Source organism: Mycobacterium sp. 29Ha (assembly GCF_032883055.1).
Taxonomy (GTDB): Bacteria; Actinomycetota; Actinomycetes; order Mycobacteriales; family Mycobacteriaceae; genus Mycobacterium; species Mycobacterium gallinarum.
Genome location: NZ_JAMQTI010000010.1, coordinates 39875 through 61626 on the forward strand (window position 1 = coordinate 39875; position 21752 = coordinate 61626).

At 66.9% G+C, this 21752-nt stretch carries 26 protein-coding genes; 16 read left to right on the forward strand and 10 right to left on the reverse strand.

Translation table 11 applies throughout. The features are described 5' to 3' along the window. Positions 1–334 precede the first annotated feature (334 nt). The gene (locus M1248_RS14740; protein WP_317148824.1) at positions 335–1294 is read right to left on the reverse strand and encodes a DUF2637 domain-containing protein; all 960 of its coding nucleotides are present in this window, start codon (positions 1292–1294) and stop codon (positions 335–337) included. A 472-nt stretch (positions 1295–1766) separates the two neighbouring features. Here M1248_RS14740 and M1248_RS14745 point away from each other — a divergent pair, with 472 nt between their 5' ends. The 5 genes from M1248_RS14745 (at position 1767) to M1248_RS14765 (ending at position 6072) form a co-directional block, all read left to right on the forward strand. Beyond that, a complete protein-coding gene (locus M1248_RS14745; RefSeq protein WP_317148825.1) occupies positions 1767–3326 on the forward strand; it encodes a DUF4226 domain-containing protein in 1560 nt (519 codons plus the stop codon). A gap of 10 nt (positions 3327–3336) precedes the next feature. Further along, the gene (locus tag M1248_RS14750) at positions 3337–3636 is read left to right on the forward strand and encodes a hypothetical protein (protein ID WP_317148826.1); all 300 of its coding nucleotides are present in this window, start codon (positions 3337–3339) and stop codon (positions 3634–3636) included. Between the two features lie 81 nt (positions 3637–3717). Next, complete coding sequence (locus tag M1248_RS14755; RefSeq protein WP_317148827.1) at positions 3718–4020, forward strand: hypothetical protein; 303 nt, start codon at positions 3718–3720, stop codon at positions 4018–4020. A 43-nt stretch (positions 4021–4063) separates the two neighbouring features. Then, positions 4064–5719 (forward strand): PPE domain-containing protein, encoded by a 1656-nt coding sequence (locus M1248_RS14760; RefSeq protein ID WP_317148828.1) that lies wholly within the window; start codon positions 4064–4066, stop codon positions 5717–5719. Continuing rightward, positions 5716–6072 (forward strand): type I secretion protein TolC, encoded by a 357-nt coding sequence (locus tag M1248_RS14765; RefSeq protein WP_317148829.1) that lies wholly within the window; start codon positions 5716–5718, stop codon positions 6070–6072. The genes M1248_RS14760 and M1248_RS14765 overlap by 4 nt, the downstream gene beginning before the upstream one ends. Positions 6073–6122: 50 nt before the next feature. Here M1248_RS14765 and M1248_RS14770 read toward each other — a convergent pair whose 3' ends face one another. Both M1248_RS14770 and M1248_RS14775 read right to left on the reverse strand, forming a co-directional pair. Further along, entirely contained in the window at positions 6123–6350 is a 228-nt protein-coding gene (locus M1248_RS14770; RefSeq protein ID WP_317148830.1) for a hypothetical protein, read from the reverse strand. 68 nt (positions 6351–6418) lie between these two features. Beyond that, entirely contained in the window at positions 6419–6859 is a 441-nt protein-coding gene (locus M1248_RS14775) for a WhiB family transcriptional regulator (RefSeq protein ID WP_317148831.1), read from the reverse strand. A 268-nt stretch (positions 6860–7127) separates the two neighbouring features. Between M1248_RS14775 and M1248_RS14780 the strand changes: the two genes are divergently transcribed. Next, positions 7128–7643, forward strand: coding sequence for a DNA-binding protein (locus M1248_RS14780; RefSeq protein WP_317148832.1), 516 nt, complete (start codon positions 7128–7130; stop codon positions 7641–7643). Between the two features lie 35 nt (positions 7644–7678). Here M1248_RS14780 and M1248_RS14785 read toward each other — a convergent pair whose 3' ends face one another. Further along, positions 7679–9070: a PE family protein gene (locus M1248_RS14785; RefSeq protein ID WP_317148833.1), complete on the reverse strand. Its 1392-nt coding sequence runs from the start codon at positions 9068–9070 to the stop codon at positions 7679–7681. A 136-nt stretch (positions 9071–9206) separates the two neighbouring features. Further along, the gene (locus M1248_RS14790; RefSeq protein ID WP_317148834.1) at positions 9207–9479 is read right to left on the reverse strand and encodes a hypothetical protein; all 273 of its coding nucleotides are present in this window, start codon (positions 9477–9479) and stop codon (positions 9207–9209) included. 74 nt (positions 9480–9553) lie between these two features. On the opposite strand from M1248_RS14790, the gene M1248_RS14795 reads away from it, so the two are divergent. The 4 genes from M1248_RS14795 (at position 9554) to M1248_RS14810 (ending at position 11675) form a co-directional block, all read left to right on the forward strand. After that, the gene (locus M1248_RS14795; protein ID WP_317148835.1) at positions 9554–9754 is read left to right on the forward strand and encodes an antitoxin VbhA family protein; all 201 of its coding nucleotides are present in this window, start codon (positions 9554–9556) and stop codon (positions 9752–9754) included. An 11-nt stretch (positions 9755–9765) separates the two neighbouring features. Next, positions 9766–10536 carry a Fic/DOC family protein gene (locus M1248_RS14800; protein WP_317148836.1) on the forward strand — a complete coding sequence of 257 codons (771 nt, stop codon included), beginning with the start codon at positions 9766–9768 and terminating at the stop codon, positions 10534–10536. 103 nt (positions 10537–10639) lie between these two features. After that, on the forward strand, positions 10640–10873 hold the full coding sequence (locus tag M1248_RS14805) for a hypothetical protein (RefSeq protein ID WP_317148837.1): 234 nt from the start codon (positions 10640–10642) through the stop codon (positions 10871–10873). A gap of 103 nt (positions 10874–10976) precedes the next feature. Then, positions 10977–11675, forward strand: coding sequence for a hypothetical protein (locus M1248_RS14810; protein ID WP_317148838.1), 699 nt, complete (start codon positions 10977–10979; stop codon positions 11673–11675). 610 nt (positions 11676–12285) lie between these two features. On the opposite strand, the gene M1248_RS14815 is transcribed toward M1248_RS14810, so the two are convergent. Further along, the gene (locus tag M1248_RS14815) at positions 12286–12501 is read right to left on the reverse strand and encodes a hypothetical protein (protein ID WP_317148839.1); all 216 of its coding nucleotides are present in this window, start codon (positions 12499–12501) and stop codon (positions 12286–12288) included. Positions 12502–12637: 136 nt separating this feature from the next. On the opposite strand from M1248_RS14815, the gene M1248_RS14820 reads away from it, so the two are divergent. Genes M1248_RS14820 through M1248_RS14830 form a run of 3 tightly spaced genes read left to right on the forward strand, consistent with a single transcriptional unit; the run spans position 12638 to position 15903 of the window. After that, positions 12638–13087, forward strand: a complete 450-nt coding sequence (locus M1248_RS14820; RefSeq protein WP_317148840.1) for a hypothetical protein — start codon at positions 12638–12640, stop codon at positions 13085–13087. Next, positions 13087–15498, forward strand: coding sequence for a hypothetical protein (locus M1248_RS14825; protein WP_317148841.1), 2412 nt, complete (start codon positions 13087–13089; stop codon positions 15496–15498). Before M1248_RS14820 ends, M1248_RS14825 begins: the two co-directional genes overlap by 1 nt. Positions 15499–15507: 9 nt before the next feature. After that, positions 15508–15903: a hypothetical protein gene (locus tag M1248_RS14830; protein WP_317148842.1), complete on the forward strand. Its 396-nt coding sequence runs from the start codon at positions 15508–15510 to the stop codon at positions 15901–15903. Between the two features lie 83 nt (positions 15904–15986). Here M1248_RS14830 and M1248_RS14835 read toward each other — a convergent pair whose 3' ends face one another. Both M1248_RS14835 and M1248_RS14840 read right to left on the reverse strand, forming a co-directional pair. After that, positions 15987–16292, reverse strand: coding sequence for a hypothetical protein (locus tag M1248_RS14835; RefSeq protein ID WP_317148843.1), 306 nt, complete (start codon positions 16290–16292; stop codon positions 15987–15989). A 69-nt stretch (positions 16293–16361) separates the two neighbouring features. Continuing rightward, positions 16362–17069: a hypothetical protein gene (locus tag M1248_RS14840; RefSeq protein WP_317148844.1), complete on the reverse strand. Its 708-nt coding sequence runs from the start codon at positions 17067–17069 to the stop codon at positions 16362–16364. A gap of 106 nt (positions 17070–17175) precedes the next feature. On the opposite strand from M1248_RS14840, the gene M1248_RS14845 reads away from it, so the two are divergent. Both M1248_RS14845 and tcmP read left to right on the forward strand, forming a co-directional pair. Next, a complete protein-coding gene (locus M1248_RS14845; protein WP_317148845.1) occupies positions 17176–18285 on the forward strand; it encodes a hypothetical protein in 1110 nt (369 codons plus the stop codon). Between the two features lie 194 nt (positions 18286–18479). Next, positions 18480–19619, forward strand: coding sequence for a three-Cys-motif partner protein TcmP (gene tcmP, locus M1248_RS14850; RefSeq protein ID WP_317148846.1), 1140 nt, complete (start codon positions 18480–18482; stop codon positions 19617–19619). Here the strand turns inward: tcmP and M1248_RS14855 are convergent. Both M1248_RS14855 and M1248_RS14860 read right to left on the reverse strand, forming a co-directional pair. Next, positions 19597–20352: a phage Gp37/Gp68 family protein gene (locus M1248_RS14855; protein WP_317148847.1), complete on the reverse strand. Its 756-nt coding sequence runs from the start codon at positions 20350–20352 to the stop codon at positions 19597–19599. The two genes, tcmP and M1248_RS14855, sit on opposite strands and share 23 nt — an antisense overlap. Before the next feature lie 309 nt (positions 20353–20661). Continuing rightward, positions 20662–21102, reverse strand: coding sequence for a hypothetical protein (locus M1248_RS14860; protein ID WP_317148848.1), 441 nt, complete (start codon positions 21100–21102; stop codon positions 20662–20664). Between the two features lie 111 nt (positions 21103–21213). On the opposite strand from M1248_RS14860, the gene M1248_RS14865 reads away from it, so the two are divergent. After that, entirely contained in the window at positions 21214–21702 is a 489-nt protein-coding gene (locus M1248_RS14865) for a hypothetical protein (protein ID WP_317148849.1), read from the forward strand. The last annotated feature ends 50 nt before the right edge of the window (positions 21703–21752 follow it).

The following is a 21752-nucleotide window of genomic DNA, read 5'->3' on the forward strand; positions in this document are numbered from 1 at the left end:
GCGGCAACTCGGCTCACCAAGACTCGGCCCTCGGCACCCGCCGGGGGCCGAATCGCGTTCTGTTGGCTTAAATGTGCTGGCGCACTATGGATTTAGGGTGTGCAGGCAGCTGGGTGCCCGCTGGTATGCCGCTAGCGGCGCCTCCTTCCTGGCGCTGCTAGGTCTGTGCACCTGGATGCGTCGCTGGCAGCGGTCCATTGGCGGTTAACCGCCGATAGGCCGATGCCGCCACTGGGCGTTGGACAGGACATAGGCTCAGCATGCCGTTGCTGATGTGAAAGCTGAGGTTGACACGCCGACACCGGTTGAACTTGGCTTCTCTGTCGACGACGACTCATACGTCCTCACTGGGGGCCTGCCCGAACACCGCGGCGGCCCCGTCTCGGATTTTGCGCACGTTGTCGTGGTGGAGGTCGACCTCGGCGGTGGCACCGATAGCCCGTAGCGACATCGCGGGCCGGTGGTCGTAGAGGTAGCGCAGGGCGTGGGCGACCTTTGATGTCGGGACGTGCCGGCAGTGGCCGTGTTCGTGGAGTTTGGCTGCGGCAGCTTCCCATTCGGCCATGCGGGTGCTGGCCGAGGCCAGCACCCCGTCGCGCACCTGTGAGGTGGTATCGGGCGGCGGTTTGGGATTGAAGCGCCACAGGATCGCCATGAAGTGTGTGCTGGCAAGCAGAGCAAGTGGAGGGACACAGGCCAACCCCGCAGATCCGTATCGCATCCATGGTTCCAACTGGGCTGTGGCCAGCCAGGCATGGGCCATGTTGCCGCCGACGCTTACTGTCGCTGCTAGCGCAAGGACGACCCAGGCGTAGAGCCGGTTCCAGAATTGGCTGCGGTAGGGGGCCAGGGCCACGATCACCAAGGTCGCTAGCACGATCAAACCGTCGATGATCAGCGGCCACAGCCAGGAATGCCAGCCCGGCCAGGCCGACTTGGCCGCCAGATCGCGAAGCGATTCGAACGACAGCACGAAGCTGATCGTGGCAATGGTGGCCGTGAGCGCGACGGCATACTTGCGGCTGCGGCGGACCAGGTGAAGCATTCGCAACGCGTCGTCGGTATCGAGGGCAGGTGCCGTGTCGGATCGGGTGACTGCCCTCCGGACCTTGGCCCACCAGCGGCGCGGTGAGATGCTTTGGCGCAGTGATCCGCTCGGCTCGCCGAAGGGGGCAAGAGCGGGCTCGGATACGGTGGTTGTGCTTGATGCGGCCGGTTGGTCAAGCGGGTGGGCTGCGTCCGCGGTCTGCGACGCGACAGCGCTGCCGTTCGGTCGTGCCTCAACGGTCGTCACTGAGGATCCTCCTGGTCATGCCTGGATTGGTCGGTGAGCCAACTGGACCTCGCGGCCACGACGGCGGTCGGCCAGCTAAGCCCGAACATAAGTGCCGTTTCGCTCTTATGCGACGGCCGTCGGCGGCAGATGTTGGCCCAGTCCGGTTTTCATCGACCGTTGGGTGGGCGCCGAATAGAGGCGCCCGATCGTTCGGCCGGACCAGTGCGAGAGCGGCGCACGGGCGGGGTGCGCGCAAAATCGTTGAGTGCACGTGCAATTGGGGCGATCGATGACTCATGCGATAGTGCCCGGACCACTTTTCGGTCGTTACCAACGCATTTCGGTGCGGAGGCGCGTCGCGCGACGGCGCGGGCCAGCGACGGGTTCGTGAGGTGCCAGCCAAACCGCAGCCCGATGACCGTCGCATAACACGTGGCTGGCTGATTAGCGTTATCGGCGAGGGGCTCTGACCCTCGGCAAGCTCGATGAGGTGGAAGGGGCGCTGCTCGTGTCGGTTGGGCTTCCTGACGTGATGAACAACGTGGTGTTCGATGCCATCGAGAACATCGCCAAGGTGGTGGGGGCGGTGGGCAGGATATTCGGCGAGGACAAGCCACACGATCTGCCTCCGGCACCGCCGTACCCTGGGACGGTTCCCGGGGTGCCGCCGTATCCGGGCATGCCGCCGGCGAGCCCGCCACCGCCGCCCGCTCCACCACCTGGCAGCCAGGGAGGCCTCAACACGGGCGCTACGGGAGCCGGTGAGCAGTACAACGGCAGCACCGACGCCGCACAGTTGACCGATGAGAAACTCGCCGAGCTGCTCAAGCAGATCTTTGCGTCCAATCAGGGCGCCCGCGACAAGGTGTCGGCGATTTTGACCGAGATTCAGAACCGGCAGAAGCAGATGGCCCCGGAGATGGGCAATCCTGCGTCGGTGGCCTCGTTCGGGCAGTTTCTGGATCAAAAGTTCGCCGAGGTCCAGAAGGTTCTCGCCGATGCGCGGGTCGACGCGAAGACGCAGGCGGCGATCCTCGACGCGCTGGGCGATGAGTACCGCAACAACGGCCCCGACGCCCACGGCGGCAGCGGGGGCGGCCAGGGGGCCGGTGGCGGTGGCGACTCATCTGGTGGGGGTGGCGAAGGTTCTGGCGGTGGTGGCGGTGAGGTGGCGGGCGGTGGCGGCGCTGGTGGCCCGGCTGGCGGTGAGGAGCCGCTGATGGATCCGCTCGCCGGTATGGGTGGCCTGGGTGGCCCGATGGGTATGGATCCGATGTCGGCGATGGGTCCGGCGCTGGCCGGCTTGAGTGCGCTGCCGCAGGCGCTGGGCGGTATGGGCGCCAGCCCGCTGGATGCGCTGGGCCCGGCGCTGAGCTCGCTTGGCGGGCTTGGGGGCCTGGCGAACGGTGGTTTCACCGACAAGCCGCCGACGGACGGCAAGCCCGAGGACGGCTTTAAGGACGAGCCGGCCCCCGAGCACGACAAGCCGCAAAAGGACAGCCCGGACACACCCGGGGACCAACCTGGCGATCCGCACACCCAGAACGGCCAGCCCGGCACCACGACGCCGCCTGATCCGACGACCGCGCCGGCCGGGCATGGCACACCTGAGCAGGCGGCCCCGGCCACCGCTCCGGCGCCGGTGGCCGGGGAAGCCGCGCGCAACGTCACCATGCCCGACGGGCAGGTGGTCACTGCACCCGACGCGCAGTCCGCGCAGGTGATGCGTTCGGTTCTGTCGGGCACCAGTGTGACCGATGCGTATAAGCAGGTCGGTGTGGATTTGGCGCCGCCAGGAACACCGGTGACCGATCCGGTGGACCCGAACACGATGCCGCCGGGCAGTGTGGGCCGTTTCGATTCACGCGGACCCGTGATGGCGATGGGTAACGGCAAGATATGGCTGGACGGCCAACTTCAGCCACTTGGCGCCCTCGGTAGTAGCGGTGATTTTCTAGGCTGGAGCAAGCCGCCGACGACGGCGACAACGGCTCCCGCGGTCCCGGCCACGGCGCCACCGGCGCCCAGCGGGCCACCCGCGGCCACCTAGGAGCACATAGATGGACATCGAGACCGAGAACCGCACCTACGTGGAGTCGTCGCGTGACGGTGCGTTGATGGTCGAGCTGGACCGCAACGGGGTCGCGGTGCGGGTTCAGCTCGAGCCGGAGGTCAACGCGACCTGGACGGCCGACATGCTGGCGGAGCGGGTGCAGCGTTTGTACACGCTGGCGCTGATGCGGGTGAACCGCGATCTGTTGACGCGGATGAATGAACGCGGCGCCGATCAGACCCCCAATGACGTGCTTCCGACCGAGTCCGAGGTGGACGCCTACCGGGACCGCTACATCGACTTTTGAATTGGTTTGGCCGCTGCATAAGCACAGTGGCCACCGTTACGCTGGGAAAACAGCGCACAGATCAACGACACGGAGGTAGCGATGGGCGATCTAGGTCTCGACTTCGCCGCATGGGACGAGCACGCCGGCTGGTGGGAGCAGGAGGCCGCGGCCGCGCGTGATCGGATGGATGTCGATGACGCGACCATCGCGGCGGCCCGCCAGGCGTTCGGCAAGATCGGGTCCTCGACGGTGGGCGCCTCTTACGCGGCCGTGCTGGAAGCCCGCCGCGCGCTGGGGCACCGCATGGGTGCCTACGCCGAGAATGTGGCCGCCCACATCCGCCGCGATCTGCAGACCTACGCCGACGGCGAGAGCTCCGGCGCGCGGACGCTGAGCACCTAACACGCACTGTGACGTCGCCGATGGTTCACGCCTGGACTCGCTGATGGCCAGTAGCCGCGATCTGCGCGTCGATGTCGCCGGGGTGCAGTCCGGGGCCGCGACCACGGCCGCGGCGGCATCCGTGCCGACACCGCCGGCCGCGGCGGTGACTCCGTGCGCAGCGGATGCAACCTCGGTGCAGGTCGCGAGCGGGTTCACCGGCCGCATCGGCGCCCTCGGCGTTGACACCATCGGGATCAACCTCAAGACCGGCGCGGCGGCTGTCCGTCTGCACGGCGACGCCGACGCCTATGAGCTGCAGGAAGCCGCAGGGGCGGCCGGCCTGGCCGGGGCAGGGGCCGCCGTGGGGGAGATGGCGGCCGCGCCGGATGTCCAGGCACCGTCGCTGCCGGGGGTCCCAGCAGCACCGGGCGTGCCGGCGGGCATCGTCCCGACCAGCGGCCAGGAGATCTCGGCGGTGGTGCACTCCGGGCCTGGCCCACAGCCTCTGCTGGTGACCGCGGTGGCACTCGACGCCACGGCTGCCGAGTTGGAGCAGGCCGCCGCTTCGGTGCGCGCGGCGAGCTCCGAAACCACCGGCAGCTGGAGTTCAGGGGCGGCCGACGCGGCCGAAACCCATCTGGCGGGCCTGGAGTTCAGCTACAGCGAGCAGGCCAGCCAGGCGCGGGCGCTGGCCAATCAGATCCGCGGCCACGCCGATGACTTCGCGCGGGCCAGGGCCGCGATCCCGACCCCGGAGGTGTTCGCTGATCTGCAGCGCCGGCTGCAGGCCGCCTATGCGGCCAATGCGCACCCGGCGAGCATGGGCCGCTTTAGCGGGCAGATCACCGATCTGCAGATGAAATTGGCCGCCGTCAATCAGGACGCCCTCAACGGCTATGGCCGCTACCAGCAGGCCGGTCAGATTCACGCCGCCACGATCGAGCCGCACACCCCCCAGCCCGAGAAAGCCACGCCCGCCCCGGCGAGCGCGCCGCAGGGGGCCGGTGGCGATGAGGAGACCAACCAGGCGGGCACCGACACCGAGACGCGTGATCCGGCCGATCCGCTGGCCGACCCGGGCGTGTTCGGCGATACCGGTGCCGCGGCCACCGGCGTGATGGAAAGCGTGTTACCGGCGGTGCTGGGTGCGGTGTCGGGGGCGGCTGGCGGGCTGCTGGGCGCGCTGAGCGGTGCGGGTGCACAACTGCAGCAGGCCGGCAATCAGGCACTGGGCGGGTTGGCCCAAGGCGCCAACGCCGCGATGGGCTCGGCAATGGGCAAGCCCAGCGATAGCGGGGCCGGCGGGGGACCGCAGTCCCCGGAGCTGGGTGGCTTTGACCCGGAGCTGGGTGGCGGCGGGCCCGAACCTGGCGATACCGAACCGGCAGCCGGCGGCGGCGGGGGAGCGGGTGGACCGCTGTCGGCCCCGGCCGGCGCGCCAGCGGTGGTAGGAGCGGCTCCGGCCACGTTCAGCGCGGCGTCGCCGCCCGCGACGACGAGCGGCGCGGCGGGCGCACCGATGGGCGGGGGGATGATGCCCCCGATGATGCCTATGGGCGGCCGTCCGGGCGGCGGGAGCGGCGAGGATGATCGCCGGCTGTATCCCGAGCGGCGCATGCGCATCGAGACACCACCGAACAGTGAGCCGGTCAGAGGCCGGCGCGAGGCGCGCCGCGGCCGCGCCGATAAGACCGCGGAAGGAGACGGCGACCGGTGACTTTGACCGACGATGAGTATGTCGCGCAAGTGGAACGCGCCTACACCAGCCTGCGCGCGCGCAATGCGGCGTGGCTGGAAGCCATCAACAAGATCCAGGTCCCTGCGGTGCATGAGGCGGTGTCGGCGCGCTTTGACAGCGACGGAACCCTCGTGTCCTTCGAGGTCGCAGACTGGGCGCTGTCGGAGTACACCAACACCGAACTCGAGCAGATCATCACCGACGTGTTGCGCAATACCCGCCAGGCAATGCACGCGCAGATGATGGAGTTGCTGGCGACGTACATGGCGCCCAACAGCCCCCTCTTTGACCCCAACGCGGTGAGCGAGCCTTACGTGGTGCCGCCCAGCTGACCGTCTGGCGCCCAAACACCCAGGCGTGCAACCGAATTCAACAGTCACTGTCACTGCTGCTCGGTGGTATCGCCGCGGGCCCGGCGCAGAACCTCGTCACGCACGGCGGCCTCGCGGGCGGCGGCCTCGGTGCGCCGCTGTGCAGGCAACCGGGCAAGCCGGGCGGTCTGGGCGCGGTAGGCGTCGCGGCCCGACCCGCTGGCCACCGAGCGCGCGGCTGCAGCCCGCTGGCGTTCGGTCCGTTCGCGTTCGGCGACCGCCGCCTGGCGTGCGCGCATGGCGGGCGGCTAGTACGGCGGCCTCGCGGGCTTCGTCGAGCGCGGCCGGGCGTTCCACAGCGTGGCCCTTAGGCGGCGCGGTTGCGGCGGCGGGCGTCGACGCCGGGCAGCGTTGGTGCGGGGGCGTCGCCGAGCTCGATCGGGCGGCGCTGTTCGAACTGCTGCAGGAGCCGTTCGTAGATGGGTTCGAGCAGGCCGGGGAAGTCACCGGGGAGTACCTGGCCGCCCCAGACGCCGTGGGTGGCGCGGGTGGCCACAGCGTTGTAGCCGCAGCGGCCCCGGAAAGGGCAGCCCATGCACTGTTTGGCGGCGCGTTCCCGATCTCGGAAGGGGGAGAACCATTGGTCCTGGCCGGCGCCGAAGTTGATGCGGCACGGCGTGACCGCAGTTGTTTCGAACAGGCGCCCGTCGATCTGCAGCAGCCGTTGCAGCTCACCGGCGCCCAGGCGAGCATTGTGGTTGCTGGTGCTGGTGGTGGTGCTGGTGGTGGTGGTGGTGGTGTTGGTCACGGTCATGCCCCTTCCGGTGTGAACCGCCATTTTTAGCGGATTTAGCGGTAATAAGCCCGAACTGTAGCAGAGAAATCGCGCTTTTGGCGGTTACGTCTGGCTGAACAGCTCAGTGCGGGGGCCCCGCCCCCCGCCGTGACATCAATCCACGATCGGTGTTCGCGCAGGTCAGCACCGTGGGCGCGGCCGCAGGCGTGACGGGAGTGATCGCGCGATTTTTCTGATCGCACCCGCCAGAACAACGAGTTTTGGCGGTTAGTGAGGCATCATGAAGGGCATCATGTCGTGGGAGAAGCTGGGCGACGAGGTGCGCAAGCGCCGTCGTGAGCTGGGCTTGACGCAGCCGGAGGTCAATGCCCGCGGCGGGCCCGGGGTGGCCACCCTGCGGGCCATCGAGAACAACCAGTCCAGCCGGTTGAGCTTGCGCATGCGCCGCGCCCTCGAGGATGCCCTGGAGTGGGAATCGGGCAGTGTTGATGCCATCCTGGCCGGCGGCCCACCCACCCTGCGGGAACCCAAGGCAGACACCGATGCGGCGCCACCGAAGCCCGATGCCGGCGCGGGCGACCGGTTCTCGCTGGCCAAGCAAGTGGTGGCTCTGAAAACGACCTTCGCGCAGCACGCCGCCGGCATCTCCAACGAGGCGCGCGACGCCCTGGTCGAGCAGATCACGAGTTCAGCGCGAGAGGCCGAGGAGTCCATCGTCAAGGTGATGCCCTGGCTCGACGACACCGAACGCGGCGAGGCGATCGAGCTTCTTGTCGCGCTACGAACCCCGCTCTAAAGATCGTTGCGGCCCAACGGCATTCGGGACTCCGGTTAGGCGGGGGAGGTTTGGCCGGGAGGGGCCGGTCTGGTGTCGGGAACCCAGTAGTTCGGGCTGTCGGGCAACTGCATGTAGTCCTTCGTCCAGTAGGGCGGAAGTTCTCCGGGCGTGCTCGGCGCCCAGAACCTGGGTTCGTTGGGTCCGGTGCCGTGGATGCCGTCGATCGTCGATCGCGGCACCCCCTGGGAGGCGTCGAACTGCGACTCGGGCACATACGGCGGGTAGTCGGGGTAATTGATCGAGCCGTCGGGGTTCCATGTCGGGCCGCCGGGGGGCGGTGGGTTCAGCGGCGGGTACGGCGGCAGGGTCGTGGTGTCCTGCGGGCTTAGCGGCGCATCGCCGGAGTGGAAGCTGACCAACTCGGCGGGGATACCGCCGCCGGGTTTCACGCTCGGTCCTGGTTCTGGGCCTCCGGGTTCGACGTATTCGGGTCCGTCGCCTTCGAACCAGTCGTCGGGATCGGAGTGTCTGCCTGCAGCCTGCACGCCGCCGGGGTGGGGTGGGGCCTGCAGCGGGTCGCCGGCCACGGTGGGATCGGCCGCACCGGTGGAGTATTGCCCGTAGTGGGCCAGTGTTTCGGCGTTGAGTTTGCCCAGCTCGGCCTGCAGCTGGGCGATGACCGGGGCGAACCGGCCCAGGCTGCCCGGCGACTTGTTGGCCGCGATGGCCATTTCCAGGCGGCGCTGCAGGTCGTCGAACTGCGCTGGGGTGGGGATGGCGGTGCGGGCGCGCCCGAAGTTGTCGCCGTGCTGGTTGAAGGCGGCCGCGGCAGCGCTGGCGTGCTGGGCGTGGGTGTCATACCAGGTTCCCAGCTCGCTGATCCGCGATGCCGCTTCGTGCCCGGCATCGGAGTCCCATTCCTCGCCAAGGCTGTTGGCCGACTCGCGCAGTTGGTTGGCGGTGGCGGACAGGTCGGCGGCGTGGGCGCGCATCTGCTGGGCGGCGGCGAATAGCGGCTGCGGGCCGGCACCGGAGTGGATGAGCTCGGCGATGGCCCGGCCGCTGGTGGGTGGGGCGCCGATCGCCGGTGGCGCGATGACTGGCGCCGGCAGCGGGGGCATGGCGGGCGTCGGCATCGAGGGCGCGACCGCGCCTGGTGTGCCGCCGTCGCTGAGGCTGGCCTGATTGACCTGTTCCTGGTCGCGGTAGCCGCTCGCGCTGGCCGCGACCATGTCGGCGCGGATGCCCGTGATGGTGCTGGCCGCGGCGCTGTACTGCGTGATGGCGCTGGCCCGCGCGGCCAGGGTCTGGGTTACTCCGACCGAGACCGGGTCCTGCGCCGGCGCGGAGACCGTGACAGTGGGTGCGGTGGGGATGGACCCGGCCGCGGCGATCTGGGCTCCGATATTGGCAACGGCGTCGGGACTGATGTCGACGTGGGCCACACAAACCCCCTGCATGCTCGATGGACCGTGGGTGGCTGCTCAGCAGCGCACATACCTTGGAAATCGAGCCTAGTGCCGCCCTACCGGGCTCAGCAGCACCAATCTGTCAGCAAATTTCGGCAGATGCGCGGCAGTATCAGCGGTCGAGCGCGCGCACCAGGAGGTCTTTGATTTCGGCGTTGGACTCTTCCAGTGATCGAACTATCTGATTGGTGTCGTCGACTTTGGATTCGACCGACTCAAGGCGCCGGCCATGCTCGCCAACGGTGGTTCTCAGTTCGCGGATAGTGCCCACCATCTCGCGCTGGTTGGTGCCGAGTGCGTTGATCGCAGCTAAAACGGCCTTATAGTCCGCGCGGTCGGCTTCCAACGCCGCTACTCGTGCTTCCAGATCCTCCAGCGTGGCCACCGGCTCATCATATTGGGTTCCGATGACCGTCGCGGCGTCGACGAACGAGCCCCGATACTGGGAGAATGATTGCCGTGACCGATAGTGCGCCGTCCCAGCGGGTCGAAGAAGCCTTAGCGGTGGCTGATACCGCGCTGGCGCTGGCGGGCTACGAGGTGCCGCAGTTCGTGCGCGACCTCGAGGCCCGCATCGCCCGCGGTGAGATCACCGCCGATGAGGCGGTGGCCCAGATCATCGCCCACCACACCGGCACCGACCTACAGCAGCGCACCTAAGACCCGCTGCGGTGGAGTACCGCCGTTGGGAGGATTACTTCTGGCCCGGCACCGATGTGCTGCGCAACAAGGTCAACGTGCGCGACGCGACGGTGCTGAGCTATGTGGAAACCCAGGTCAGCCACGTCCGCATCTTCGAACACATGCTCAACGACGAGCCTGCAGACACGTTCGACTATGGCTACATGCGCCAAATACACAAACAGCTGTTCGGCGATGTCTACGACTGGGCCGGCGAACCACGGGTGGTGCCGCAGACGGCGATGACCAAGCGCGGCCCCGACGTGGTCAACCACGAAGTGGGCGATCCGGATGCCCCTATCGTGGCCTACCGCTACTACCCGGGCCCGAAGGTTGCCGAGGCCGCCGACAACCTCTACACCCGCCTGGCCGGCGAGGACTACCTGACTGGTCTGAATCAGCGCCAGTTCGTCGATCGGCTCTCGCGGTACTGGGGAGCGACCGATCAGATCCACAGCTTCCGCGAGGGCAACACCCGCTCGCAGTTCGTGTTCTTCTTCGACTTGGCCCGCAACGCCGGCTACAGCCTGGATCTGCAGGCACTGTACGACGATCGGCGCAGCGAGTTCGTGGCCGCGCGCTTCCACGGCCACGCCAGCGGGCACTACGGCCGGCTGGCCGAGCTGCTCACCGACACCGTCACCCCGCGCCGTTCCCTGGAGCTCACCTCACGTGAACACCGTTGGGCCGCAAGCCTGATGGAACAAGTCGAACGCACCCAGAAAGCGCTGGACCCGCCCGACCACGGCCTGGAACTCTAGGAACCCCCGCCCATGATGAGATTACGAAATACGTTGCCGCGCAAACCAGATGGGCGCGCCGGACATTTACGATAGCCCTGGTCAAACCGAGAGGAGTTTGTGCATGAGTTTCACCGTTCATTTCGCGAACGGCGGCGAGAAGACTTTCAACACCGCGACCCGCGAGATCGACGCCGCCGGTGTGCTCACCATCAAGTACACCAGTGACGGGAACCCGCGGGTGCATGAAGCCCACACCGAGATATACAGCCCGCACGCATGGTTCTCGATTACCGAAATAGTCAGCGATCCCGGCCTGACGCCAATAATTAAGGGTGTTGACAGACTGATTCCTTGAACTCAGCACGCCAGATAAGGTGGCGCCGAGCTTTTCCTAGCGAGGCCAACACGGGCCGCAGTGGCCGTGGCAAGGTGTCGGTGCAAGATCCGATACTGAATCTATGAGCGCGTGGTGGGAGGACCAGCTGGCCGGGTACAGCCCGGTCTCGCAGCTGCCTGCCCTCTACACGCCGCAAGAGGCGGTCCCGGCCGCCGCCGGACAAGACCAGCACAATCACCACGCCAAAGCCGCGGTCGCACACAACGAATGGCACTGGTGGTGGAACCACGCTCGCGCGACGGCCCGGCTCCTCGTGCGGGGAATCGACCCGCCGACCATCGACGTCTTCGGGCCGGTGCTCGACCAGGACGAAGAGGCGGTGCTTTCCGCGGACATGCAGTACAGCCGCCAATACGGCGGCGATGGCCGCTACCAGAAGGCCGACCTGCTGGTCGTCGGACGCCCGGCGGTGATGGCGGCCGGGCTCGCTTTCTCGGCGGCCATCAACCACCGTCGCAAGGTGGCCGCGCGACGCGAGGCCGAGCTGCGCTGGCGCGACCATCAACGCGTGCAGGTCATCGCGACGACCGACCGGCTGCTGTGCAGCACCGATCAAGGCTGGCTGAGCGTCTGGTACGGCAACGTCACCGAGTTCTATCCCGACCTGCAGTCCTGGTCGATCACGGTCGGGTTCGAACCCGGCTTTGCACCGCTGCGGCTCAGCGGGCCACCGGCGCCTATGGTTTGCCTTTGGGCGGCGACCTGCCTGCTCGGCGAGCGCTGGGCTAACGATCCGCGCCTAAGCCCACTATTGAACTGACGGGTTCGGGGTGAAACAGCCAGAGCTGCAGCGCTTTTCGCACGCGCTGTGACTGATTGACCAGCAATGACCGATACATTCACGCTTCTAGAATTGCTGGAGGATCGCGGCGGCGACGGCCCGCCGACGACTCATGAGGAGGCTGGCGGTGACGGATCGAGCCGGTAAGGGCGGGATTCAACGACAAGCGTGGCGGCTATCAATCGGGAAGCAAGCCCGTTTCCCAGCTGCCAAAGATCCCTCCCCGAGACCGCGTCAAACCGCGGGAGAACCTGCCGTCGGCCAACAGGTAACGCACCAGCTGTCGGGGGCCTGGGCCCGCCCAGAAAAGGGCACCGAAAGAACTAGGACGATCCCAACGGCTCCCCAACGGTCTTATCTATCGCGCGGCGCGGCAAACGTGGTGGCAGCGCACCGCTGTCGCGAGGACGGGCCCGGAGCTGCTCTAAGAGGATTTTGACGCTGTATTGCAGGCTGGGTCTCGGTACCATCGGTCTATGGCGCAAAGGTTCGAAATGGACCCACAGGGCACGGAGACAGGCTTGACGACGGCGGGGCAATGCCGCGCCCAGACTCTCGCCGGCTCGGTGCCTGCGCTACCCGTGGGGAATTACATCGCCGGATACAGCACAACAGCCACCGCGATCCTTGCGACGCTCAGCGCGGAACTGACAGGCCGCGTGGGGTCGGGACTGGCCAACACCGCCAGCAGTGTGTCGTCGACGGAGGCGACCGAGACAGCGAACCAGCTCAGCTTGAGCAGGTAGGGGAGGAACATGACCGCTTCGCCCTGGGCGCCGCCACAGAACGGCGGCCAGCAGAGCACGCCCGTACTCCCGCCGCAAGCGATACCGACGCGCCCACAGGCCGGGCCGCCACCGGCCGGCCCGGGCCTTCCGCCGGTCGCACCGCCGCCGCGGCCGCCCCGCCGTGGCCTCCTGTGGCTGGTTGCTGGCGGCGCGGTGGTTCTACTCATCACGGCCATCGCAGCCACGGCCGCGATCACCTACGCGGTCGCGCGAAACACCAACGCACCCACCGCAACACCGCCACCAGCGCTGCAGGCACCGCAATTCAGTACAGCCGAACAAAACGCCGCAAAACAGCAGGTCTGCCAAGTCTTCGACATCTCGACGGAGGGCCAGAAGGGGCAAGGCGGTGTGCGAATCAACGGTGAAGCGAACCTTCCGCTCATGGTGCGCTCGCTGAATAGTGCTGTGGCCGTTCAGAATGCGCTCACGCCGGCCACACCGCGAGACGTCGCTGAGGCGGCGCGCCAGTACGTCGATGCCAACCTAAAACTGACGACTGCGGCGACCGGCACGACGCCGATTGAAGAGGTTAATCGCCTTAATGGGCTCGCCAACACCGCAACATTTGCCTTCGCCGACGTTTGCGGGCTGCCGCACTGATGGCGGCCGTCGATCGCGGCGGTTCCGGTGCGGAGCCTGAACCGTCGCCAATCAATGCGGCGCGCTCGGCGGAGGCGTCGAAGCTGCTGGACATGTTCACCGCGGCCAAGCCGATCAACCCGGACGGGTTCGTCCCCCATGTTGGCGTGCCAGGCGGCGGCGACATCCAAATCCAGCCCGGCCTATACACCTACGCGCTAATAGGACCTGACGTATGGCCCACGGAGTCTGAGTCGCAACTGGGCGAGCTAGAGAAGGAACTTGCCAGGCTCGCAGACAGTCACGACAGCGCGAATGCGAGCGCGACCGCTCAGACGAGTGGCGTATTTGGCGGAGACTGGACCGCCGGCGATGGTGCTGCGGCGGCCGAGGAGCACTTCGCCGCAGAGCACGCGGCACTCGAGCACCTGGCCGACGCATGCCGGTCCATCGGCGGCGGCTACGGTCGCTTAAGTGGCTACGTCCGCAGCATCAAACGCAAGATGCGCGAAGCCCACGACGAAGCGCACCGCAAAATCGAGGAAGCGCTACGCGCGAACAAGGGCCTACCCGTCACCATTGACGTCACCCCGATCCTCACCGAGTATCGCGGCCTTATCAACGGCTATTCAGGCGAGCTGCGAACATTCGTCACAGACGAAACCGCCATGCTCGGTCGCGACTTCAAACTCGCCCCTCCGGGCAACGAAGATGAAGGAGGGAGAGGAAAGGGTGACGGCGACGGCGCCCAGCGCGATAACGCGAGCGATCCACTCTCAGGTTCGACTCGGGACAAAGACCCAGGCGCAGGAAATCCGAGTTCCGGGGGTACGCCCGCGAACGATGGGGCCGGTGGATCGGCTCCAATAGCGGGACTGCCGCGCGATAAGTTGCCGGCCCTCGCTGGACCTGAGCCGACAACCACCAAGCCGTCCCTGCCGCAGATGCCGTCGTTGCCGTCGACGGGTGGTGGTAGTTCGCCGCTGAGTGGTGCGGCCAGTGGGGGTATGGGGCCGTTGTCGGGACTGCTGGGTGGGGGCAATCCGGCGAGCAGTTCGGTGAGCGGGTTGGCGGGGTCAGCTAGTGGTGCCGCGAATCCGACTGCGGTACAGCAGGCTTCGGCGCAGGCCATGTCTTCGGCGGTGGGGGGTGAGTTCGGTCGTAGTTTCGCGGCGGGTGCCAACGCGGCGGCGGGTGGTGTGCCGGTGACGCCGGCACAGTCTGTGCCGCAGACGCCGTCGACGCCGCTGGGTGTTCCGCCTGCCGGTGCTGCAACGTCGGCGTCGGCCGCTCCGGCGTCGGCGACTATGGGTCCGGGGCCGCTGGCGGCCCCGGCGGCGGGCTCGTCGAGTGGTGGCGTGCCTGCGGCGGCGGGTGGCGGGGCTCCTGCTGCGGCGCCGATGTCGTCGTATGGGTCCGTGCTGCCGCCGGCCCCGCCGGGAGCGGGCGGCGCGGCGGCTGGTGGGGCTTCGCCGGCGTCATTGTCGTCGCCTGCGCCGTCAGTCACGGGTGGCGGTGGTACGAGCGGTGCGCCGCCGAGTTTCATTCCGGCGGTGCGTGATTCGGCTCCGGCCCGGGTGGGGCGTGAATTGTCGATGAACGACTTGGAGTCCGCGCGGGCGGTGGTGGCCGACTTGGCTGCAGCGTCGAGCGCGGTGTATCCGGGCCTGCAGTGGGCTGTGGTGGTGGCCCGTGGCGCGTCCGGTATGCCGGAGATGTGGGTGACCACAAACGAAGGCGCAGGATACATTCCGCATGGCGTGTTTCTGCCGCGAGCGATGCCGCTCGCGGCAGGACTGGATCCTGAATTCGATGCTCGGTGGTTCGGATGGTCGAATCCAGCTGAGACGGTGCTTCGTGCGGTGCAGGCGCGCGGCGACGCGGTATCGGCGATCGTGACGACGTGGCCGCAGGAATCGGAGGAGGTCCGCGCGGCCTGCGAGGATGTGGCGATTGGTGTGGCACCGTCGGGCGGCCCGGCTGAGGCTGAGGCCTCGACGCTCACACGGGGTCGGTCTCACCGTTTGGAGACGGTGGACCCGGCGCTGTATCACGAACTGTCGCTTGCTGATCCACCGATGACAGAGGCTTATGCTCGTCAGCTGACCGGTGAGGTTGCGTTCAACGCGGGCCCGGAGTTGTCGCTGACGGCGCAGTCGGTTGCGCGGGCTTTGGTTTCGGGGCGATGGCCGCAGGAAGCGGAATGGAATGCCCTTCGGACTGAATATGATTCGGCTCGGATGATGTCGGGCTCCCAACATCCGGGCCTGCTGGGCTATGAGGACCCCGCTCAGCTTCTGGGTTATCAAACGGATTACGCGCTGTGTCGTCGGATCGAGACGCTGCTGTGCTGGGACGACGGAACGCCTGCTGACGTCGCTTATGCTGCCCGTGCGGCCGGGGTAATCGCGGCGTTCACGGCGTCGGTGTAGGCAGCTGCGATGTCCGACGGTGCGCAGGACATGTTGGGCGACAACGTTTTCGGGATGGATCCGCACGTGACGTTGCTGGCGCTGGCCCGCCAGTTCGTCGCGGGTCAGCAAATGCTGGCGGCGATGCAGCGGGGAGCACAAGCCGCGAAGGCGGCATCACGAGCCGCTCCCGAGGTGGCGGCGCTGTGTGATGAGCTTGAGTGTGTCGAGACGGCTTGGTACACAAAGGGGTTGCCGAATCTGGTGGCAAGTATGCGGCTGGCGCTCGAGGTCTTCGATACCTACGGGCCAGGGCTGGCGCGCGTGGACGATGAGACCGAGGCCGCGGTCTGGAACAATAAATTTCACGTGTGGCGCAACGAATTGAGCGCCGCCCCAACCCAATCGGGCGGCTTGAACCGTTAGTCCGGGATGTCCTGGTTGGACGCGCCAGGGGCCGGGCGGTGCAGGGTGCGTCCTGCAGTTTAAGACGGTTGCGATTGAGCTGTTCAGGGTGCGGATACGGCGTCGGCGGGCAGCCACAGCTGCATGGTGAGGCGGGAGCGGGCGTTGGCGCTGCTCACGGGCATTTCGACGGCGGCGATCCAGCCGCCGTCGGATCTGCGTAGCCAGGCGATTTGGCGGGCCGGCATTACAGGTTCTAGGAGCGCGCCGCCGGCCTTGACCCACAGTGGCAGCTCGTCCTTCCTGGTCCCGGTCGGGGGGAAGATTCGGGCGACGTCGACGCGCACCTGTCGATCGAGTCGGAACAGGGTCCGGTAGTCGGCGGAATCTTCCCAAGCGGCATCGAACATATATTCGATAGTGGCAGATGTCGCGGTGGTTGGGAACCGGTGAGCAGCCCGGTCGTGGAGGTAGGGCGGCTACCAGGGCCAGCCGCCGCGGCCGCCGCTGCCTCCTGGGGCGGCGGTTTTCGCGGGTGTTCGTGGCTCGGGCGCGACGCTGATCGGGGCGCGGGTGACGTCGATGCGGGGTTTTTCGGTCTGCGGTGGTGCGCTGCGCGGCCACTGGGTGTACCCGCCTCCACCGCCTGCCGGTGGGCTGGTCTGTTCGGCGGGCGGCGGTGGCGGGGGAGCCGGTGCGGGTGGTGGCGCGATGGCGGCGGGCGGTGCGGTGGTGCTGGGGGTTGGCGTGAGTTTGGTCGCGCTGGGGCGGGTAGGTGGTGTCGGGCTGGGAGCGTTGTGGTCGTCGGTGGGGCGGTGCAGCGCGAAGACGAGGGCTGTGACGCCGGTGGCGGCCGCGGCGGCGATGACGGCGACCGCGCGGGTGCGATACCACGGCGGTCGGTGTTCGAGGGCTGGGCTCCAGGCACCGATGGAGCGGTCGTCGAGGCCACGTATCGGGGCGTGGGCGGGTGCTGGCGCGCCGGCGGCGGCATCCCAGTTGGTGTCGTGGGTGTCGTCGTCGTCCCAAAAGTCTGTGTCGAGTTGACGGGGCGCAGCTGCGCCGACCGGCCCCATCCGCGCAACTGTGTTGTGGTGGGCGCGGCGCGGTGTGTAGTCGTCGGTGGTGTCGTCGTCGTCCCAGAAGTCGTCGACGTCGGTGACGTGGCGCGTCTGTTCTGGGTCCACGGGTCGATGCTAACGCGGTGACCGCGTCCTTTACGTCGCCGAAAACGGCCGGTTTGACAGGTTTTTGGTGTGGTTGTAGCTGGTGGTGGCCGGTTAGCGTGGGTGGGTGACGGGCTCGGTGGGCGCGTATGTGGCGCAGGTGGACCGGGTGCTGGCCGCAGGACAGGGGTTGTTTCCGGCCTCGACCGGGCCGGGCTCGGTCGGTGGTGGTGGGGAGCCGGCGGTGCCACCAGCACCGCCCAGGAGCGGGTTGAACGTCGGGGCGGCCGGTGCGGGTGAGGATTACCGGGCCAACTGGCGCGGCGTGACCGCCCTTGATGCCCAGACCAATGGTGGTGCCGCCGATGGCCGGGCCGAGAATGAGCGGGGGCAGGCCGGGGCTACCGGGGTGCGTCAGACCGCGCAGTCACAAGCCGCGGCGATCGCCCCGGCGACCGGCTCACCGGCCGGTGTGAAGCTGCTGGTGTCGAGCATGGATGAACGCCTGGCGGCGATGCAGCGCGAGATCGAAACCACCAAAGCTCAAAACCGGCTGCTGGCAACGCGGCTGCGACAGATCGCCGCGGCCTACCGCTCAGCGGCACCGATGACCGGCATGGGCGGCGCATCGGCGCTGGGCGGAATGGGCGGGGCGATGGGCGGCCTGCGCGGCCTCGGCGGCGGCGGAATGCCCAACCTCGGCGCACTGAGCGCACCCATGAGCGCACTCTCGCGGCTGTCGGGGTTCGGCAATCAGCTGGCTTCCGGTGCCGCGGGTGGGGGGCCGGCGGCGGGAATGCCGGCTGGCGGCGGCCCGGTCTTGACACGCAACTCGAGTCCTCGCCAGGTGGCTGCCCGCATCCTTTGGGAAGCTCACCGACGGGGATATTCGCGTCAGCAGGCGATCGCGATCCTGTCCACAGCGATGCAGGAGAGCGGGCTTAATCCGCGCGCGGTGCACCCGAATGGGTTGTGGGAGAGTATTTTCCAACAGGACTCAAGCTATCCGGGCAGGCGCGACCCTAACACGAATATTTCGGAGTTCTTCAACAGGCTTGACCGCAAGGGCGGCCCGGGCTCGACAGACATTTGGAAATCCATCTTCTGGCTGCAGCAGCGCCCCGGCGAGCCGTCGGCGGATGCCGCAGTCGCCAACGGGCGCAAGGGCTACCTGGTGGAGATCCAGAGCCAGCTAATGCCGGCAACCCGGCTCTATAACGAGCTCACCGCCGCCTGAGCAGCAGCAGCAGCAAAAAATGCCCACACACACCTGCTGCTGCCCTCCAAGGCGGACGGCGCATCTACATAATGGCGGGTTTCAGCGCCCAGCGCTGGACTGACCGAACGACGTCCGTCACGGCGGCATACCGCTGTGAACCGCAGACGGCTCAGTTCCCGCTGGTCGTCGTGCCTGACTTGTAATCTCTGGATATGGCAACGGGTGCCGACGAGAATTTCTGGCAGAACGCTCGATTGCGTGGCGTACTAAAGCATTGCATCATCAAGCGTTACTTGCCCGTCTTCCTTTCACGTACCTCCGCCTATTACTCGAAATCCGCTGTCTATTTCGACGGGTACGCGGGGCGTGGTCAATACGAGGACGGCAGGCCAACTTCCGCTGGCTTGATCATGGAGTTCGCCATCAACCAGAAGTACAGCCAAGCCCGGGAATACACCCTCCTCCTGTACGAGCGGGACAGGGGGTCTTTCGAATCTCTAGCAGGCCTTGCTGACCAATACCGCCAGCGCGGGCTCGACGTGCGCGCAGAGCGCAAGGACGTGGCCGCCGTGCTCGACGAGGTCATGGCAGCGGCGGCGGACAAACCGATGTTCGTATTCCTCGATCCATGCGGCGTAGGCATTCCGTTTGACGCCATGACTGGCCTCGTCAATCGAAACGCTCTCAGGCATCAGCCACCCACAGAGGTGTTGTTGAACTTCAACCACGCGGCTGTCAGACGCATTGGTGGCCACCTCCGATCGCCGAGCAGTAACGAGGCGACCATCCGACGTTTGGATGATGCTGTCGGCGGAACCTGGTGGCACGAAGCATTCGAACAAGCGGAGAAGGACGTTGTCCGATTTGTCGTTGATGGATTCAAGCTTCGGCTGGCCGAGGCCACCGGCATGCTTGTCCAATCCGTCCAAGTCAGCGACGGGCCAGAAAAATCACCCATCTACGACCTGGTTTTCGGCACTCGACATCCGCGCGGATTGTGGAACTTCGCTGATGGCACCGCTCTTTGCATCAAGGACTGGTGGGAAGCGTCGGAGGCCGCCGAGACCCAAGGATCCCTCTTTCCGATTCAGCCGCGGGTCGAAGATGTTGAGGCAGAGGCTGTTTCAGTTATCGAGCAGAATATTGAACGGCTACTTCAACAACACGGGGAGTATGCTCTCGGCGACTACCCGGAAGAAGTGTTTGGCGAGTACATCGGCCGGGTGCGAACGCTGGTGGCCCGAGCTGCGGTAAAGCGCCTCTACGCCCGCGGCGGTACATCGTCAAACGGCAAGTCTCCCAACAAACAGAAGCTCGAGGACATGGTGATCAGGCCGACACCACCGTCGTGACCTCCGGCATTTCGTTCCACGTCTTACCGTCGAGCAATCGGCCCATCGCCTTCGGCGTTCGGCCGCCCCACTGCTTGAAGAAGAAGGCCACATCAGACTCGAGGCAAGCGTCTCGAATGTCACTGACCCAACGGGCATCCACTGGGCGATGGTTTGGACCCGACTCACCCCCCGCGATCACCCAATTAATGCCGTCCAAATTCATTCCGTTCAGCGGTCCAAGCAAGGGCTCGCAGGAGAGGAAGCGCACCGCGGCGGGCACCTGACGCAGGTGATCAATTCGATTCAAAGTCATTGAGTTCTCTACGGATACGCCCATCCACAGGTTCGTTGGCCAATCAAGTCTGTCGGCTACCCGACGTAGACGCAGGCTGCGCTTCGTCAAAATCTGGTACGTGTGCTGAGGGGTATCGCGGCAGACGTCGAATACGTCACGAATGAAGTCGAGGGGAACCCGCGCGTGGAACAGGTCGGACATCGAATTGACAAACACGGTGCGCGGATTGCGCCAGCGTAGAGGCTCGCCCAGCGCTGAGCGGTGGATAGTTAGGTCGAACCCGGGACCGGACGTTCTCGCATCCCCGTCATTTTGGTACTTGACGGAACCCATTGCCTTGAGCCGCTTTGCGAGTGTCATGGCATAGCAGTTTTCACAGCCGGCAGAGACTCTGTCGCATCCGGTGACCGGATTCCACGTCGCCTCGGTCCATTCGATCGCTGAGCGGTCAGACATCGTTATATCCTTCCCGGGCTGATCGTTGGCCGACACGAATTGCAGCGGCATATTCGATTGCAAGGCTAGTGCCCGCCACCGACACAGTGTCGCTGATCGCACTCCCCGGGCATGTTGCATCGAGGCTCTAGAACCGGCCGCAACGAAAGAATCCCGGTTCCGGTGCCGGCTGCTCAGCCACGAAAACTGGAAAACGGCTTCCGCCATTTCGACGGGAATTCGGCAAGTGCCCAGCTGGGAGATTGGGCGTCCGCCACGGATGCCCGGAACCTACAGCAGCAGCAGCGGAAGCCGTGGTGAGCAAGTTAGTCAGCGGGTTCCCTTGTCTCCTTGCGGGTTTCGCAAGCGATCGACGGCGTCGGCGAGACGCTCAAGCGCTGCAGCGATGGCCCACAGCGCCTGGGCGTGGGTCTCAGGTAATCGGACATCGTGGGGCTGATGTGGGTGCGCGTCGGTGACCGTGGTCTGTGATGCGGGGCGGTCGGGAGCTGGCCTGGGTGGCCTGGAGTGGCGGCCGGGTGGAGAAGGTTCGACACGCTCAAGGCGTGCTGGACCGGTCTCGGACCAGCGAAGCCAGTGCTGCGGTCCCTCGTCGCGGCGATCGGCCGGTGCACCGTGATCGCCCTGATGGCCGTGGTCCAGGACGCAGCCGTGCACCCACGGCACTGCATGCCCGTTCATAGCGGTGAGCGACTGCCAGAGGTCGTTGTCGAGCAACACACTGCCGTAGCAGCCGCCGCTGTCGTTCACCCCGTCGCCCCGTGGCCGCGACTACCTCTGCACAGAACGCCGCGGGCCAGGGTGGTCGTCCGGACTGTGACACTGGCGGCGGTGGAGCGGCGCACCGCATAAGCTTCATGTATGGACGACGTTGGCGGCTACTTGGCGCACACCGATCGTGTGCTGGCGTCGGCTCTGGCGTTGTTCCCTGACGGCGAAGCTGTTCCTGGAGCTGGGCTGGGCGGGCAGTGGCCGCAGCCGTCAGCTCCGGAGGGGGCCAGCGGGTTGGGCGCGGCGACAGAGGAGGCCGCGGCCGGCTATCGGCAGGCTGGTGGGCGGATCGCAGAGCTGACGGCAGCCGTCGACGCCGCGGCCACGACGGCAATCGAGGACGGGCAGCGGGCCCGCGCGGCCGCGACGGATATTCGGGAAACCGCACGGACACGCGCGGCCGGGATCAGGCCAGAGGCCGACACTCCGGAGGGCCTGGTTCTGCTGGTGCAGAGCATGGATGAGCGGCTGGCGGCGATGCAGCAGCACATCGCGGCGGTGCGTGATCAGATGCGCGCCAACGCCGAGCGGATTCGCCAGCAGTCGGTAGAGCTGGCCGCGGTACGCGCCACCAGCTAACGACGCCGAATTCGCCAAGATCAATCGGACTGCCGGCCGAGCCGGTCGCG

Bases quoted from the DNA above. Each gene is read 5' to 3' on its own strand.
- M1248_RS14750 (WP_317148826.1), top strand. From the start codon at position 3,337: ATGGACATCGAGACCGAGAACCGCACCTACGTGGAGTCGTCGCGTGAC.
- M1248_RS14755 (WP_317148827.1), top strand. From the start codon at position 3,718: ATGGGCGATCTAGGTCTCGACTTCGCCGCATGGGACGAGCACGCCGGC.
- M1248_RS14760 (WP_317148828.1), top strand. From the start codon at position 4,064: ATGGCCAGTAGCCGCGATCTGCGCGTCGATGTCGCCGGGGTGCAGTCC.
- M1248_RS14770 (WP_317148830.1), bottom strand. From the start codon at position 6,350: ATGCGCGCACGCCAGGCGGCGGTCGCCGAACGCGAACGGACCGAACGC.
- M1248_RS14780 (WP_317148832.1), top strand. From the start codon at position 7,128: ATGAAGGGCATCATGTCGTGGGAGAAGCTGGGCGACGAGGTGCGCAAG.
- M1248_RS14805 (WP_317148837.1), top strand. From the start codon at position 10,640: ATGAGTTTCACCGTTCATTTCGCGAACGGCGGCGAGAAGACTTTCAAC.
- M1248_RS14810 (WP_317148838.1), top strand. From the start codon at position 10,977: ATGAGCGCGTGGTGGGAGGACCAGCTGGCCGGGTACAGCCCGGTCTCG.
- M1248_RS14825 (WP_317148841.1), top strand. From the start codon at position 13,087: ATGGCGGCCGTCGATCGCGGCGGTTCCGGTGCGGAGCCTGAACCGTCG.
- M1248_RS14830 (WP_317148842.1), top strand. From the start codon at position 15,508: ATGTCCGACGGTGCGCAGGACATGTTGGGCGACAACGTTTTCGGGATG.
- M1248_RS14835 (WP_317148843.1), bottom strand. From the start codon at position 16,292: ATGTTCGATGCCGCTTGGGAAGATTCCGCCGACTACCGGACCCTGTTC.
- tcmP (WP_317148846.1), top strand. From the start codon at position 18,480: ATGGCAACGGGTGCCGACGAGAATTTCTGGCAGAACGCTCGATTGCGT.
- M1248_RS14855 (WP_317148847.1), bottom strand. From the start codon at position 20,352: ATGTCTGACCGCTCAGCGATCGAATGGACCGAGGCGACGTGGAATCCG.
- M1248_RS14865 (WP_317148849.1), top strand. From the start codon at position 21,214: ATGGACGACGTTGGCGGCTACTTGGCGCACACCGATCGTGTGCTGGCG.